This is a genomic window from Halovenus anhuiensis (assembly GCF_037080055.1).
In the GTDB taxonomy this organism is placed as follows: Archaea; Halobacteriota; Halobacteria; order Halobacteriales; family Haloarculaceae; genus Halovenus.
Genome location: NZ_JBAOJI010000003.1, coordinates 49,749 through 64,297, shown reverse-complemented (window position 1 = coordinate 64,297; position 14,549 = coordinate 49,749). Strand labels below are relative to the sequence as shown.

Genomic DNA, 14,549 nt, shown 5'->3' with positions numbered 1-14,549 from the left:
ACGCTCGCAGACGACTGCTCGATGCGGCGTTTTTCTGTAACGGTTTCAGCATAATTGCTGATCTGTCGATAGTATCAATACTGAAACCAGAGACGGTAGATTCAAGAGTGTCATCCTGTATAACAAACGTATGAGTACGACTGTCCTCGCGACCAGCCTGCAGAGTGTTCTGCAGGAACCGATGGCGGCAGGAGTTGCCGCTGTGGGGCTTGCAGCAGTGCTCGGAGTGGTTCTCTGGGTACTGCGGGGGTCAGTCCTGACCAGCGACGAGCCTGCGGGCGAGCCGATCAGTGACGGTGGAACGACCGGATTCGCCGGCGACCCACCGGAACGGCGTGCGGCCGAGACTGCCGGAGGCGAGGAGAACGCCTCCGACGAGGAACTCGAACATCGGCTCGACGAACTGGAAACCGAGGTCGACAGCCTCTCGTCGACGGTCAAGACTGTCCGCAACGAGAACGAACAGATCTCCGAGAGCGTCAAAGACATCGAGGAGAACACGGGCCGACTGCTGAACCTCTATCAGATGGCCACTCGCGGTGTCAACCCGTTCGCGAGCGAAGCCGATGGGCCCGGGACAGAGGCCGGCCAGCACACCCCAGAGGAGGAGAGTTTCGACAAGGAAGACGAGATCGAAGAGATCGAGACCGACGTTGCAGACGACAGCGCAGCAGATCTGTTCGACAGCGAGAGCACGGAGATCAGAGAGGAACACTGTGTCGACAGCGTCGAGGAAGTTGTCGATTCCGGCGGTGAACCGGACGACGCCTTCCAGCAGACCAAACAGGCGGAGCGGTCCACGCAAGACCAGACAGCGGCGGAGTCCGACGACGAAGTCGAAGAAGTCGAAAAAGATTCCTTCGAAGCTGTTTTCGAGACGAAGACTCCCGAGAGTGACGAGCAGCAGGACGCGGACGAAGAACTGTTCGGAACCGAAGAGATGATCGATGCCGGCGGAGACGGCGTCGGACCTGCGGCCAGCGACGGCGGCCAACTGATCGAACCGACGGAACCAGAGCAAGATTCGGCTGACGCGCAGACACCGGACACGACTGCGTCCACCGACCAGACGACCAGTCCAGTTCCCGAGTCGACCGAACCGGAGACGACGACGGAGTCGGCGATGCCAGCCGAACTGGCCGAGTCGACCGAACCGAAGACGACAGACACGGAAACCACAGCAGCGGTTCAGCCGGCGACCGACTCCTCGCCGACGAGTACGGATCTCAGCGAGGGCAAACCTTACGTTGACTCCCTGCCCGACGGGTTTTCGTCGGAAGTGATGACCGTCGAATGGCTGGAGTATCTCGTCGACGAAGTCGGGATTCGGGGAACGATCCGGGCGCTCGAATACTACGAGACGATCGGTTGGTTGACCGAAGATGCCGTTGCGGAACTGGACGGGTATCTCGATGCGTTCGAGGAGCCCTCGAAAGCGGACCTCTCGATCGAACACCACCTGCGGAGCCTCGATTACGTCGAGGAACTGAAACACGCAAGCGAGGACTAGCATGAGTCTTGCACAACAGGATCTGTATTCGATCGGACTCGGTGAGCGTGACCGACTGAACAAGGAACTCGGTGGCGGTCTGCCGCCCGGCAGTATCGTTCTCATTGAAGGAGAGTACGGAGCAGGCAAATCCGCCATGGGCCAGCGGTTTTCCTACGGCCTCTGTGAAGAGGGAACGATGGTGAGTCTGCTGTCGACGGAACTCACGGTTGGCTCGTTCCTCGAACAGATGCACTCGCTGGATTACGGCATGGTCGATCACATGCTCGACGAGAATATCCTCTACCTCCACGCTGCCATCGGTGACTCCAAGAATACCTTCACCATGGACGACGACGGCGAGGACGATCGCAAGGAGTTGCTGCGGCGGCTCATGGAAGCCGAAGTGATGTGGGATTCGGACGTGATCCTCATCGATACCTTCGATGCGATTCTCCGCAATGATCCCAAATTCGAGGCGTTGGTCCGCGAAAATGAAGAACGGCAGGCCGCTCTGGAGATCATCTCCTTTTTCCGAGATATCATCTCCGAGGGCAAAGTCGTCATTCTGACTGTCGATCCAACCACTCTCGACGAAGAGGCGTTGGGCCCCTTCAGATCCATCGCCGACGTATTCATCGAGTTGGAGATGGTCGAAGTCGGTAACGAAACTCGCCGCCAGATCAATGTCCTCCGATTCGCAGGGATGGGCGAGCAGGTCGGTGACACCATCGGCTTCTCGGTCCGGCAGGGCACCGGTATCGTCATCGAATCACGCAGTGTCGCGTAGTCAGAGCGCAGTTCAGACGGTCGCCGTCGAACTGTTTGTCTGCTGACGTTCGGGTCGGATTCCGGTTGTTATTTGTCCGAGTACAGTGAATCGCATTGTATGGACAGCAACGCCGACCACCGCCCGGAAACCCCCGTCACAGATGGGGGATCACCGGTGCCGGTCGGCGTCAAAATCGGCTCGACGAGAACGGTCATCGCGTTCCCAGCACCGGACGGGTCCGGACTGCAGGTGGTCCAGACGCTGACCTGTCTGGCCGAATACCAGAATCCGATCACCGGAGAGACGAAGTACGCCTACGGGGACGACGCCGCCGCAGAGTATCCCGAAGCCGTCAAATTTCCGCTGCGGGCCGGCCTTCCCGACGCGGGTCGGCAGACCGAACTCACGAGCCAGTTTTTCGATGCAGTCGTCGAGTCACACGACGTTCCAGAAAATAGCGCAGTCGTCTACGTGACACCGATCAGCGACGACCAGTCGGGACAGACTAATCTCAGACGCGTCATCGAGGAAAGTCCCATCGGCGGGGCTGGAATAGAGCGGTATCCGGAGATGCTGTGCGGGGCAATTCCAGCCGTCGGCGACGGACTGGAAGCCGTCGAACGGGTCTTCACCGCGATGAACCTCGGTGCGACTCACGTCGAGGCTGCTGCCTTCCGCCGGGGCGAACAGGTCGCGCCGTATCGCAGCGGGTCGGTGACCGGCAACGAAGTCGACCGAAAGATCATCAGCAACGTCGAAAACGAGACCCAGAGTCGAGTACACATCGACATCAACACCGCCCGAGAGTACAAAGAACAACACGGCAATTTCGAGAATTTCGAACCCGTGACCGACGTGATCCAGCAGCCGGGCGGCGGCCGCCACGAATTCACCATCGAGCGGTCGATCATGGCACCGTTAGAAGAGTATCTCGACAGCATCGTGGCCGCCTTCGTCGGTGAGTTTCTCTCCCAGTTGTCGAGCAGTCACCACCGCGTGTACCGGCTCGCACTCGATCAACCAGTCGTCCTCACGGGCGGGATGGCCTGTCTCCCCGGCCTCGTCGAGGCGTTCGAGCAACGAGTGAACGAGGCAGTCGACGACGAATTACCCGTAATAGCGCCTGAACGACCAGCCATCGCGGCCACGATCGGGGCACACCGGATTGCGACGCGGCTCAGTTCCTGATTGCCCACAACTATTATCACAGCTGATACCGTAAACGGTGGATTGAATAGGCGCACGGGCGAATACGCGTTACAATGAGTGGTAGCGACGACCTCGGCGGGTTGGGCGAGCTGGACGATGGGGAGGACGACCTCGGTGGACTCGACGGTGACGAAGAGCTGGGCGGTCTCGATGACAATTTCGGCGAGATGGAGGGCGGCGACGACATGGCTGGCGGTGGCGGCGGCAACGTCGACGAACTCGAACACCGCCTTGACGAACTCGAAAACGAGGTCGGCAGCCTCTCCTCCACCGTGAACACGGTTCGCAACGAGAACGAGCAGATCTCCAACAGCGTCGAAGAAGTCGAGGAGAACGTTCGCAAACTGCTAGATATCTACGAGATGGTTACCCGCGGTGTCAACCCCTTCGCCGACGAGATGGACGGCGGTATGGGGATGGGTGGCGGCGGCCAGATGGACGCACAGGACAGTTCGTTCGGTCTCTTTACCGACGAGGAAGAAGAGGAAGAGGAGAGCGTCGACGAGGACATCGCCGACGCCGACGCAGAGGGCTTTTTCGACGACGATCTCGTCGAAGAAGAGGACGAGGCCGACGAAGGGATCGACGCCGACATGACCGACGCGTTCCAGGAAGACAGCGACCCTGCTGCGGAACCCGAGTCGGAGTTCGATGACGCTGGAGAGTTCGACGAGATGGACGATGGCTTCGAGGATGTCGGCGACGAATTCGACGACGTTGCGGATGATGGGCTCGACGAGGCGGAGACGGAAGCCGAATCGGAGTTCAACGAGGCGGCTGACGAGGAGTTGGCGGACGACGACCTGTTCGACGAGACGGTCGAGTCAGAGCCTGCGGCGACCGGGGAGTCTGGTGGACAGACGACGGCGGTCTCGGAGGAGTCGAACACGGGAAGCAGCGGAGATGTCGGAACACAGAGTACAGAGCCAGAGCAGACGGAACAGACAGATTCCGGAGCCCAAGAGGTCGGGAAGCCGTACCTCAGCCACGTCCCGGATGGCGTTACCGGCGATTTAGTCGTCATCGAGTGGCTAGAGTATCTCGTCGACGAGGTTGGTTCCCGAGGCGCCACCGAGGCGATCAGATACTACGAGACAATCGACTGGGTGACCGAGGACGTTGCCGACCAACTGGCAGCCCATCTCGAGCAGTTCGAGTACGGCGAAGGTGGCTCGCTGTCCATCGATCACCACAGGCAGAGCCTCGACTATATCGATCAACTCAACGGAGGTGACGCCACACAGCAAACGGCCGTCTTCGGCGGGGGTGAGTCGCTGTGAGGCGAGCCACCGTGGCGGGACCGACGAGGAGGAGCAATTCACAGCACCGGAGCGACCAGCGGCCAACACCGTTAACAGCCCGAGTGTCTAATTTCCTCAGCAAACAGCGGGGTACTGCGGTTGAGCGCCACCGACAGATGGGGCCGACCGAAGCACGTCGACTGGAGGTAACACGATGAGTCTTGCACAACAGGATCTATATTCGATTGGATTGGGCGAACGTGATCGACTGAACAAGGAACTTGGCGGTGGCCTGCCGCCCGGCAGTATCGTCCTGATCGAGGGCGAATACGGGGCCGGTAAATCCGCCATGAGCCAGCGGTTCTCGTACGGATTGTGCGAGGAAGGGACGATGGTGAGTCTGCTGTCAACCGAGTTGACCGTCGGTTCCTTCCTCGAACAGATGCACTCGCTGGATTACGGCATGGTCGATCACATGCTCGACGAGAACATCCTCTACCTCCACGCTGCCATCGGTGACTCCAAGAACACCTTTACTATGGACGGAGACGGTGAGGATGATCGCAAAGAATTGCTGCGGCGACTCATGGAAGCCGAAGTGATGTGGGATTCGGACGTGATCCTCATCGATACCTTCGATGCGATTCTCCGAAACGACCCCAAATTCGAGGCACTCGTTCGGCAGAACGAGGAACGGCAGGCCGCCCTGGAGATCATCTCCTTTTTCCGAGATATCATCTCCGAGGGCAAAGTCGTCATTCTGACTGTCGACCCAACCACTCTCGACGAAGAGGCGTTGGGCCCCTTCAGATCCATCGCCGACGTATTCATCGAGTTGGAGATGGTCGAAGTCGGTAACGAAACTCGCCGCCAGGTCAATGTCCTCCGATTCGCAGGGATGGGCGAGCAGGTCGGTGACACCATCGGCTTCTCGGTCCGGCAGGGCACCGGCATCGTCATCGAATCACGCAGTGTCGCATAAGCTATGACAGATCACGGACAGCCAACTCCTTCGGACGAACTCAGGCAACACGCGGCCCGGCGGCCGCACCTCCGGGAGCACCTGATGAAGTTCAAGCAGATTACCGGGGAGTTTCCGCTGTTCATCGAGGAAGCCGACGACGACTACGAGTCCCAGCGGCCGAACGTGCTTTACCCCGTCGGCGGACCGATCTACTGTCACATCTACGGCGATGTCGGGCAGGACATGAAGTACTACGTGATCGAACCGGACCTCTCCGACGACGAGTGGTCCGTCTTCAACAGAGTTCGTGACAAACTGCTCGAACGGAGTGTCACCAAACCTGCCCCACAAGACGAAGCCGAGTACGACGACCGGATCGAGGAGTTGATGGAGGAGACGACGAAGATCAAAGAGCCCGAATCCGAATCCGACAGCGGCGTCCTCACGCGACTGAAGAATATTACCGACGTGGGAAAGGTCGAACTGACCGAGCAGACCTACGAGAACATCCGGTACCGGTTGAACCGCGACATCGTCGGACTCGGGCCGCTGGAACCGGTCATGCGCGACCCGGCGAACGAGGACATTCACGTGATCGGTCCGAACCAGTGTTTCACCGATCACTCGGTCTACAGCATGATCGAAACGACCGTCGAGTGGGAGAGCGACGACCACTTCGACCAGTGGCTCAAGAATATGGGCGAGCGGATGGGTGACCCGGTGAGTGACTCCGATCCCATCGTGGACTCGACACTCCCCGACGGCTCCCGTCTCAACCTCATCTACTCCGACGACGTGAGCCTCAAAGGCCCTTCACTGACGATTCGGCAGGGCGACGAGGTGCCGCTGTCGATCTTCCAGATTACTGCCTGGAACACGCTCAGCCCCGAACTGTCGGCGTATCTCTGGCTCTGCCTCGAAAACGAACAGACAGTCTTCGTTGTCGGCGAGACGGCGTCGGGGAAGACGACGACGCTGAACTCGATTATGGCCTTCATTCCGCGGGACGCGAAGATCTATACCGCGGAGGACACTGCCGAGGTCATGCCGCCACACGATACCTGGCAGCAGCTCCTGACCCGAGAGGGCGACGACGAGAGCACCTCGATCACGATGTTCGATCTGGTCGCGGCCGCACTCCGTTCCCGCCCAGACTACATCATCGTGGGTGAGGTTCGTGGTGAGGAGGGTCGGATGGCCTTCCAGGCGGCCCAGACCGGGCACCCAGTCATGCTGACCTTCCACGCCAGCGACATCGTCTCGATGATCCAGCGGTTCACTGGGGATCCGATCAACATCCCGGAGACGTTCATGGACAACGCCGACGTGGCACTGTTCCAGAACCGAGTCAAGCAGGGCGACGACGTGCTTCGACGTGTGACCTCGGTCCAGGAGATCGAGGGGTACTCCAAGGAGATGGATGGTGTCGTCACCCGACAGGCGTTCTACTGGGATCCAGTCGAGGACGAAATTGTCTTCCAGGGCCGAAACAACTCTTTCGTCCTCGAAGAGCAGATCGCGACCCTGCTCGGCTACGAGGACACCCGGGATATCTACGACGACCTTGATTTCCGGGCGCGGATCATCGAGCGGGCGATTCAAGAAGGAATCGTCGGCTACCACGAAGTGAACGAACTGATAACTGACTTCCAGCGAGACGGTGTCGAAGGACTCCCCTTCGACATCTACAGGCAAGACTAATGGCAACTGATAGTGCGGACCCAGCGTTCGATCTGACGATCAGCGAGAACATCAAATCGCTGCTGGAGTCCTACCAGCGCATGGAGATGCCGATGGGCCAGTACATCACCTTCATTCTGGTCCCGGCGCTTGCCTTCTTCCTCGTGACCATCGTTACGCCGTTTTTCCTGAGTGGACAGCCGATGGTCGTCCGGGTTCCGATCCCGCTGCTCGGACTGCTCGCGTTCATCTCGGCGGTCTTCTATCCGAAGATCCTGGTCAGCCAGCGCCGCCGTCAACTCAACAACCAGTTCCACCTGATGGTCACCCACATGACCGTGCTGGCGATCACGAAAATCGACCGGATGGAGGTGTTTCGGTCGCTGGCCCAAGAAGAGGAGTACGGCGAACTCGCCAAGGAGATGGGCCGCGTCGTCGAACTCGTCGATACGTGGAACCAGAGCCTCGACGACGCCTGTCGCCGCCGCGCACAGGAAGTGCCCAGCGACACGGTGGCGGACTTTTTCGAGCGACTCGCGTACACGATCAGCGCCGGACAGTCCCTCCGTGAGTACCTGCTCACCGAACAGGAGAGCATCATTCAGGAGTACTCGACGGTCTACGAGTCGACGCTGACCAACCTCGACGTGATGAAAGACCTGTACCTGTCGATGGTGCTGTCGATGACGTTCGCGCTGGTGTTCGCGGTCGTCCTCCCCGTGTTGACTGGGACGGATCCGACGATGACGGTCAGCGCGGTCATCGTGATGTACATCTTCATTCAGAGTGGGTTCTACATGGCCCTGCGTTCGCTCTCGCCGTACGACCCCCGCTGGTACCACCCGCCGGAGAAGCCCTCCCAAGCAGAGCCACGGATCAGAGTGAGTTTCTGGATCGGAGTCGTGCTGTCTCTGGTCCTGTTCGTCGTCACGTTCGGTGGTCTACTTGGCATCATTCCGTTCCGGATCTCGACGATTATCCCCTTCTTCGGGACCCCGATGCCGCTGCCGATGTACGCGGTGATTCCAATCACGCCGCTTCTCATTCCGGGGATCGTGCTGTACCGCCAGGAGAAACTCGTCAAGGCCCGCGACGACGAGTTCCCGAGTTTCATCCGAGCGCTCGGGACGACGGAGTCGGTCAAACAGTCGACCAGTTCCGACGTGTTGCGAACGCTACGAGAGAAAGACTTCGGGCCACTGACGGACAACATCGACGACCTGTACAAGCGACTCAACATGCGGATCGAGCCAGCCGAAGCGTGGCGGTACTTCACGGCGGACTGTCGGTCCTACCTGATCCAGACGTTCAGCGAGATGTATCTCATTGGCCGCGAGATGGGTGGTGACCCGCAGGTTCTCGGGGAGTTGATCGGCGAGAATATGAACGAGGTCAACCGCCTCCGCCAGCAGCGCAATCAGGCGGCAACGACGCTGGTCGGACTGCTGTACGGAATCACCGCGGCGGCAACGTTCGCCTTCTTCATCGGGCTGGAAGTCGTTCGGGTGCTCTCCAATATGGATCTCGGCATCAGCAGTAATGCTGGAGTCGCCAATCAACTGATCAATACGGACCTGTACAACATCCCGCTGATCGAGTTCCTGCTGGTCGTCGTCATCATGTTCTCGGCGATGCTCTCGGCGCTGATGATTCGGACCGTCGACGGTGGCCACAAAATCAACACGTATCTACACTTCGTGGCGCTGTCGTGGATCGCCGCGCTGGTGTCGATTCTCACCGGGACGGTCGTCAGCACCTTCCTCTCGGTCTAAACGGCACCTGCCGAGGTGTTTATCAGAACAGCACCTGTTGACGGGATATGGCACGCGAGATTACCCACGAGGAGTCGAGACCGAAGCCAATCGACGAGGAGGATTTCGGCGACGACGGGAAGGCGTACATCTGCATGTGCGGTCTCTCCGACGAGCGGCCGTTCTGTGACGGCTCGCACAAGGCGACCGCTGACGAGGACGACGAAACGGTGTACAAATACGAGGGCGACGACGCCGATAAGCAGCGACGTAAAATCGAGGAGATCAGCTACGCGGAGGAGTGACTGGTCGGCGGACGGTTGATTCCAGAGGGCTTATTCGGCCGGCTATCGCAGATGAGTTCATGAGTGAGCGAGAGTCGTTTTTGGCCGGTGAGCGACCGTCGGATATCCACATCTTTCTGCACGACGACAGCATCTCGAACGCCGAGGCACTCGAAGCCCACGGCGAACGCGTCGAGGACGGCATCGTGTTGCTGATGGACGGCGATCAGGCCCGCAGTGTCTTCCAGCAGGCGACGGGAATCGATCCGATGGCGCTCGCACAGGAAGCGATGAAACGAGACGGGACTGTGACCGAGGACTGCACTGATGCGAGTTGCCCCGACGGCGACGACCACACGCCGAAGTTCATCTTCGCCTTCGCCGAAGAACAGAACGAGGAAGTCGGTGGCATCTACGCCGATGGACCTGTAATTCACGCCTATGTGGCCTGTGACTGCGGACTGCGGTACTCCGACAAGTGGGTCGTCGAGAACTAAGTCTTACTCTGTCGCGTCTGGACTTGCTTCGGGGTCGAGGCGATGGAATGCGTCGACGATTGCCTGTTTTGCGACCGCACCTTGTGTCGTCCAGTGGTGGGCATAATCGAGCATATCGTCGTAGATGTCCGGTTTGCAGCCCGCGGCTTTCGGGTGACCGCCGCCGTTGACCTGGCCGGCGACCTCGTGACACCGCTGGAAGTTGTCGGTGCCACGGATCGATGCCGACCCGGCCGGTTTGACGATCACGGCCGCGTCGGTCCCCTGCTCGCGCAAGGCTTCGGCGACCTCGTTTTGCGAACAGCGGCCGTAAGTGACACCGACCGTCCACGGACCAACCTCGCGGATTTCCGCCCGCTCGACGGCTTTCTCGATGAGGGCTTCCTTCTCTACGCGGCGCTCTGCGAGTAACTCCTCGGCCTCCGGCGGCAGATCCGCACCGTGTTCCATAACTGTCTCGATGTAGGTCTCGGGTTCGACCCAGTGAGCGTAATCGGCCAGATCATCGGAGCGTTCGTCCTCGCGGATCCAGAGGTCGTGATCTCGCGTGACCCGGGCGAGTTCGGCGTAGCGCTCGTCGAAATCGGCGTCGAGTTCTTCGTAGGCAACGTCTGCGGTACAGACCTCCTCAGAGTCGCCGACGGTGAGGTCGACGCCAGCGGCCCGGACCGAGTCTGCGAGGTCGTCGTCCCACTGGTGGTGATCGAACCAGGTGACGCTTTCGAGTCGCTCACTGACTGCCGGCAGGTCGGCGATATCGTCCTCACTGTCGGGACAGAGATCACAGACGAACAGTTCCGCGTCCGCGTCGGCGTACTCGGCGATCCACTCGAAATTGTCCCTGAGTTCGTGTGGGCTGGTCGGAAGGAGTGCCCCGTCGCCGCGAGCGAGTCGGATCAGTGCCGTACAGGCGAGTCCGTCGGCGTCGGGGTCTGCTGCGACGACAACTGAGGCACCCGCGAGCGTCTCGGCAGCCTCGCGTTCTTCCTGTTCGGCCTCGATCGAATCCGGTCGGAAGAAACCTTCACCCGGGAGGACAGATTTGCGACCGATGGAGAGTCGGTCGTCGTCGATAAGCCAATCTTTCATACGCACACCAGCAGAGCAACCCTCAAAAGCACCCCGGTCGGTCTACGAGTCAGGCGGCCTCGGCCTCTTCGAGTTGTCGCACGGTCAACACGGGCTGGGGGGCCGAGCGAACGACCGCTTCCGCGACACTCCCCAGCAGGAAGGCGTGGTCGCCGTGGCGGCCGCGCGTCCCCACGGCGATAACATCGGCGTCGATTTCGTCGGCGTACTCCATGATCTCCGCCGCTGGCTCACCTTCGCGGACACCGGTGGTAAGATCGATCGACTCGCCTGCTTCCTGTTGGGCAAAGGAGAGCGCTTCGTCACCGGCTTTCTCGATAGCGGTTTCGAGATCGTCACGGATCTCGTCGGGTGAGGTTTCGATCTCGTCGGTGTCGACGACGTAGAGGGCGTGCACCTCGGCGTCGAACCGGGACGCGAAATCGACCGCCGTCTCGACGCACCGTTCGGCACTTTCGGAGCCGTCGGTGGCAATCACCACAGTCTCGAACATATGCGATCAATCGGGGGGCAGCACAAAAAACGGGTGGGTTCGACCGTTCCCCTCGGAGCGCGATCTGACCGGCGGCTTTTTTTACTCGCCCGCCGGAATACCGCGCATGGCTCTCGATATCGATCTCGTCCTCTCGGCTGCCGACAACACTCAAGATGCCGCCGAGGCAGCGGAGTACGCCGCCGAAATTGCGGACCGCTACGATGCGGATCTTCACTTGCTTCACGTCATCGACCAGCGGATCGTCCGCGGACTTGAAACCGGTGATCTCGACAGCGGCGTCGTTGCCGAACGCCAGCAGTGGATCACAGGCCACGCTCGCCAACATCTGCCCGAAGACGGATCGGTCGAACTGACTCAATCCGGAGCGATCGGCTTCTCCGTCGACCGTCTCGACCAGACGCCGGGCAGTGTCATTCTGACGGTTGCGGACAATCTCGGCGCGGACTTTCTGGTCGTCCCCCGTGTGACCTCCCACGGCTCTCCCGAAGAGATTCTCGGGAAAGCCGCCCTGTACGTCCTCGAGTACGCCCAACAGCCGGTGCTGTCGGTCTGAATTACTCAAAAAACAGCCGTCACGCCAACCGTAGCGACATCATCCGCTCGAAGCGCTCGCCGCCGCAGGTCTCGAACCCAATTTTCTCGTAGAGATTCACCGCTGGCTTGTTCCACCGCTCGACAGAGAGCCAGACGCGGTCGATACCCTTCTCGGCAGCAGCCCCGAGCACAGTCTCGACGAGTGCGGTACCGATCCCCGCGCCCTGATATGGCTGCAAGACGAAAATCGCGAGTTCGTATGCCCCGTCGCTGTCGCCGACGAGCATGACGTGGCCGACGGCATCGCCGTCGTGTCGGGCGATCACGTGGACGCCGTCGTCGGTCATCACTGTATCCAGCCACTCGCGGATATCCGATTCGTTCGTGGGTGGGATCCCCTGCGCTCGGTCCTCGGACTCGAAGTCGAGATACATCTCGACGAGTGGATCCGGATCGCCGCTCGCGCGGTCGAGGTGGATCTCACGACCCTCGCGGTCGGTTACCGTTCGGGGCGGAGTGGGGAATCCATCAACCGGTTCGTCGGGATATTCGACGCTCATCTGACGAGTTTCACCGTCGTTCGAGAGTTGAGAAGGACGAACTCGTGGACGTCGTCGAGTTTGATCTTGCCCAGCGGGCTTCGCTGGCCCCCGGAGAGAACGATCTGGTCGTAGCCGTCGCGTTCGGCGAGTTCGACCAGCCGACTTCCCGGCTCAGATTCGATTCGTTCGACCGAGCAGTCCGCACCGAGCGTCTCGATCCGGTCGCGGACGGCAGATTCGGTTTCGTCGACCGAACCGTCCGTGGCGTAGACGGCGACAGTCAACTCGTCGTCGGTCTCTTTCGCCCGTTCGACAGTGGTCTCGAGTGCTTTGATCCCGTGATCTGTGTCTTCGATCCCGAGGAGGACGCGCATATCTGTTTCGACGACCGCCGTATATAAAAGATCAGCGACGACTCCCGGTCGGGCGGTCGTCAGATCGGATATGTTTTTCAGTTCGGCGCACCAGCCACGAATATGCCCGATGAATCTCGACAGCCACCCGAAGCGGAGTCGGATGATCAACCAACCGACTCCGAAGGGACGAGCGAACACACGGAGAGTCCGACGCCCGACGCCGAGGAGTTCGTCGGCGGGGACTCGACAGATGACGATACCCCGGGAGAGACGGCCGAGCCAGGCGTCCCCGAAGACGTACAGGCCTACACCAAGTTCTCGAAAATCGACGGCTCCACCTACGACCGCGCAAACGAATTCCTCCGCGAGCGGACCTATATTACGGCCAGAGAGTGGGCTATCGCTCGCCTCTGTGCAGATTTCCGAACGGAGACCGGCGTCGAGATGACCAAAATCGGCGAGAATCTCCCGCATCTCGTCCCCTTCATGACCGACACCTACAGCCCGCAGGCGGTCAATCAGGCCCGACACTCCTTCGAGGAGAAGGTCCGCAAATCCGGTGCAACCTTCCTCTATGGCGCGATGTCTGATTTCTTCACTGCCGAGGAACTCGACGACGTGATGTACGAGGCCACCGAGGTAGCGAAGTTCTTGCTGGAAGTCGAGGGGGTCAATCTCTCCGTCGAGGAGGAACTCGAAGCCGAGGACCGGATCACCGAAGTGATGCGCGACGTGCGCGAACACAGCGTCGAACTGCGCCACGACGAAGTCTGCTGTCCGGAGTGTGGCCACGAGTTTGACGCCGGCGAGCAGTAAGCTTCAGTTGGAGTGGAAAATATGGCTACTTCGGGATTCCCAACCTCGTGGCGTGATCCGAACTACGTCGCTGGCGTTGTCGGTACAATTGCGACTGGGGCGCTGTTCTTTTACAGTGGGCTGGTCGAATCCGCGCCCTCGCCGGAGACGATCGGCTTCGTCCTGCTGTGGGTGCTCGTTCCTGCGAGCGCCGCCTACGAGGTCGCTCGCCGGTGGCTGTAGTCACCGGCTCGTTCGGTCTGCGACGTACTGAAACTCGACTCCAGCCCGCTCGGCAGCGAGTTCGTCACTCTCGGAATCACCGACGAACAGCGCCGCTGTCGGTTCGGCATCGAGCCCCCTGATCGCGTGTAGCAGGGGTTCGGGATCCGGTTTGTACGAGTCGAGGGTATCCCGACCGACGATGGTCTGGACGTGTCGATCCAGTCCGTGCATCTCCAGCGCGATTCGGCAGGCCGCCTCGCAGTTGAGCGAGCAAACGCCGACCGGAACGTCGAGCGGGAGTTCGTCAGCCAGCGACAGTCGGTCCGAGCGGCGGGCGCCCTCGCGTTCGTGTGCTTCGATTGCCTCCTCGACAGCCCGTTCGAGCGGGCCACCGTGAGCGTGCTCGAAGAGATCCCAGAGACTCATTTCCTCGACCTCGATATCTCGGGCGCGTAACTTCGAGGCCACGTCCTCGCGGACCTGCTCCCAGTCGACTGCCAGTCGCGCGAGCGTTCCATCGAGGTCGTACACGACCGCCTCGTACTCCGCTGTCACGGTCGTCTATAAGGAAAGCGCAGCCAAATGGGCTTCGGTCACCGCCGTACGGCCACGCTTATTAGGGTCG

17 protein-coding genes are annotated in these 14,549 nt (G+C 60.4%); 12 read left to right on the top strand and 5 right to left on the bottom strand.

Annotation, left to right across the window (positions count from 1 at the left end; genetic code table 11):
- Positions 1-130 precede the first annotated feature (130 nt).
- From V8P86_RS09050 to V8P86_RS09010, 9 genes are all read left to right on the top strand, one after another.
- A complete protein-coding gene (locus V8P86_RS09050) occupies positions 131-1,510 on the top strand; it encodes a FlaD/FlaE family flagellar protein (protein WP_336326938.1) in 1,380 nt (459 codons plus the stop codon).
- A gap of 1 nt (position 1,511) precedes the next feature.
- Positions 1,512-2,279, top strand: coding sequence for an archaellum protein ArlH (arlH, locus tag V8P86_RS09045; RefSeq protein WP_336326937.1), 768 nt, complete (start codon positions 1,512-1,514; stop codon positions 2,277-2,279).
- 99 nt (positions 2,280-2,378) lie between these two features.
- Positions 2,379-3,449: an actin-like salactin gene (locus V8P86_RS09040; RefSeq protein WP_336326936.1), complete on the top strand. Its 1,071-nt coding sequence runs from the start codon at positions 2,379-2,381 to the stop codon at positions 3,447-3,449.
- Between the two features lie 74 nt (positions 3,450-3,523).
- A complete protein-coding gene (locus V8P86_RS09035) occupies positions 3,524-4,750 on the top strand; it encodes a FlaD/FlaE family flagellar protein (protein WP_336326935.1) in 1,227 nt (408 codons plus the stop codon).
- A gap of 175 nt (positions 4,751-4,925) precedes the next feature.
- Positions 4,926-5,693, top strand: coding sequence for an archaellum protein ArlH (gene arlH, locus V8P86_RS09030; RefSeq protein WP_336326934.1), 768 nt, complete (start codon positions 4,926-4,928; stop codon positions 5,691-5,693).
- 3 nt (positions 5,694-5,696) lie between these two features.
- Positions 5,697-7,376, top strand: coding sequence for an archaellum flagellar ATPase motor FlaI (gene flaI, locus V8P86_RS09025; protein WP_336326933.1), 1,680 nt, complete (start codon positions 5,697-5,699; stop codon positions 7,374-7,376).
- A complete protein-coding gene (gene arlJ, locus V8P86_RS09020) occupies positions 7,376-9,127 on the top strand; it encodes an archaellar assembly protein ArlJ/FlaJ (RefSeq protein WP_336326932.1) in 1,752 nt (583 codons plus the stop codon). Before flaI ends, arlJ begins: the two co-directional genes overlap by 1 nt.
- 47 nt (positions 9,128-9,174) lie before the next feature.
- On the top strand, positions 9,175-9,411 hold the full coding sequence (locus tag V8P86_RS09015; protein WP_336326931.1) for a CDGSH iron-sulfur domain-containing protein: 237 nt from the start codon (positions 9,175-9,177) through the stop codon (positions 9,409-9,411).
- 59 nt (positions 9,412-9,470) lie between these two features.
- On the top strand, positions 9,471-9,887 hold the full coding sequence (locus tag V8P86_RS09010; protein WP_336326930.1) for a DUF5807 family protein: 417 nt from the start codon (positions 9,471-9,473) through the stop codon (positions 9,885-9,887).
- A gap of 3 nt (positions 9,888-9,890) precedes the next feature.
- Here the strand turns inward: V8P86_RS09010 and V8P86_RS09005 are convergent, their stop codons facing one another.
- Both V8P86_RS09005 and V8P86_RS09000 read right to left on the bottom strand, forming a co-directional pair.
- On the bottom strand, positions 9,891-10,976 hold the full coding sequence (locus V8P86_RS09005; protein ID WP_336326929.1) for a DHH family phosphoesterase: 1,086 nt from the start codon (positions 10,974-10,976) through the stop codon (positions 9,891-9,893).
- Positions 10,977-11,025: 49 nt separating this feature from the next.
- Positions 11,026-11,469, bottom strand: a complete 444-nt coding sequence (locus V8P86_RS09000) for a universal stress protein (RefSeq protein WP_336326928.1) — start codon at positions 11,467-11,469, stop codon at positions 11,026-11,028.
- A gap of 106 nt (positions 11,470-11,575) precedes the next feature.
- On the opposite strand from V8P86_RS09000, the gene V8P86_RS08995 reads away from it, so the two are divergent.
- Positions 11,576-12,025, top strand: coding sequence for a universal stress protein (locus V8P86_RS08995; RefSeq protein ID WP_336326927.1), 450 nt, complete (start codon positions 11,576-11,578; stop codon positions 12,023-12,025).
- Between the two features lie 19 nt (positions 12,026-12,044).
- Here V8P86_RS08995 and V8P86_RS08990 read toward each other — a convergent pair whose 3' ends face one another.
- The gene (locus V8P86_RS08990) at positions 12,045-12,566 is read right to left on the bottom strand and encodes a GNAT family N-acetyltransferase (protein ID WP_336326926.1); all 522 of its coding nucleotides are present in this window, start codon (positions 12,564-12,566) and stop codon (positions 12,045-12,047) included.
- Positions 12,563-12,922 (bottom strand): universal stress protein, encoded by a 360-nt coding sequence (locus V8P86_RS08985; RefSeq protein ID WP_336326925.1) that lies wholly within the window; start codon positions 12,920-12,922, stop codon positions 12,563-12,565. Before V8P86_RS08985 ends, V8P86_RS08990 begins: the two co-directional genes overlap by 4 nt.
- Before the next feature lie 102 nt (positions 12,923-13,024).
- Here V8P86_RS08985 and V8P86_RS08980 point away from each other — a divergent pair, with 102 nt between their 5' ends.
- Together V8P86_RS08980 and V8P86_RS08975 are read left to right on the top strand one after the other, a co-directional pair.
- Positions 13,025-13,720 (top strand): DUF5806 family protein, encoded by a 696-nt coding sequence (locus tag V8P86_RS08980; protein WP_336326924.1) that lies wholly within the window; start codon positions 13,025-13,027, stop codon positions 13,718-13,720.
- Between the two features lie 21 nt (positions 13,721-13,741).
- Positions 13,742-13,942, top strand: coding sequence for a hypothetical protein (locus tag V8P86_RS08975; protein ID WP_336326923.1), 201 nt, complete (start codon positions 13,742-13,744; stop codon positions 13,940-13,942).
- On the opposite strand, the gene V8P86_RS08970 is transcribed toward V8P86_RS08975, so the two are convergent.
- Positions 13,943-14,479, bottom strand: a complete 537-nt coding sequence (locus tag V8P86_RS08970; RefSeq protein WP_336326922.1) for an HAD family hydrolase — start codon at positions 14,477-14,479, stop codon at positions 13,943-13,945.
- Between the last annotated feature and the right edge of the window lie 70 nt (positions 14,480-14,549).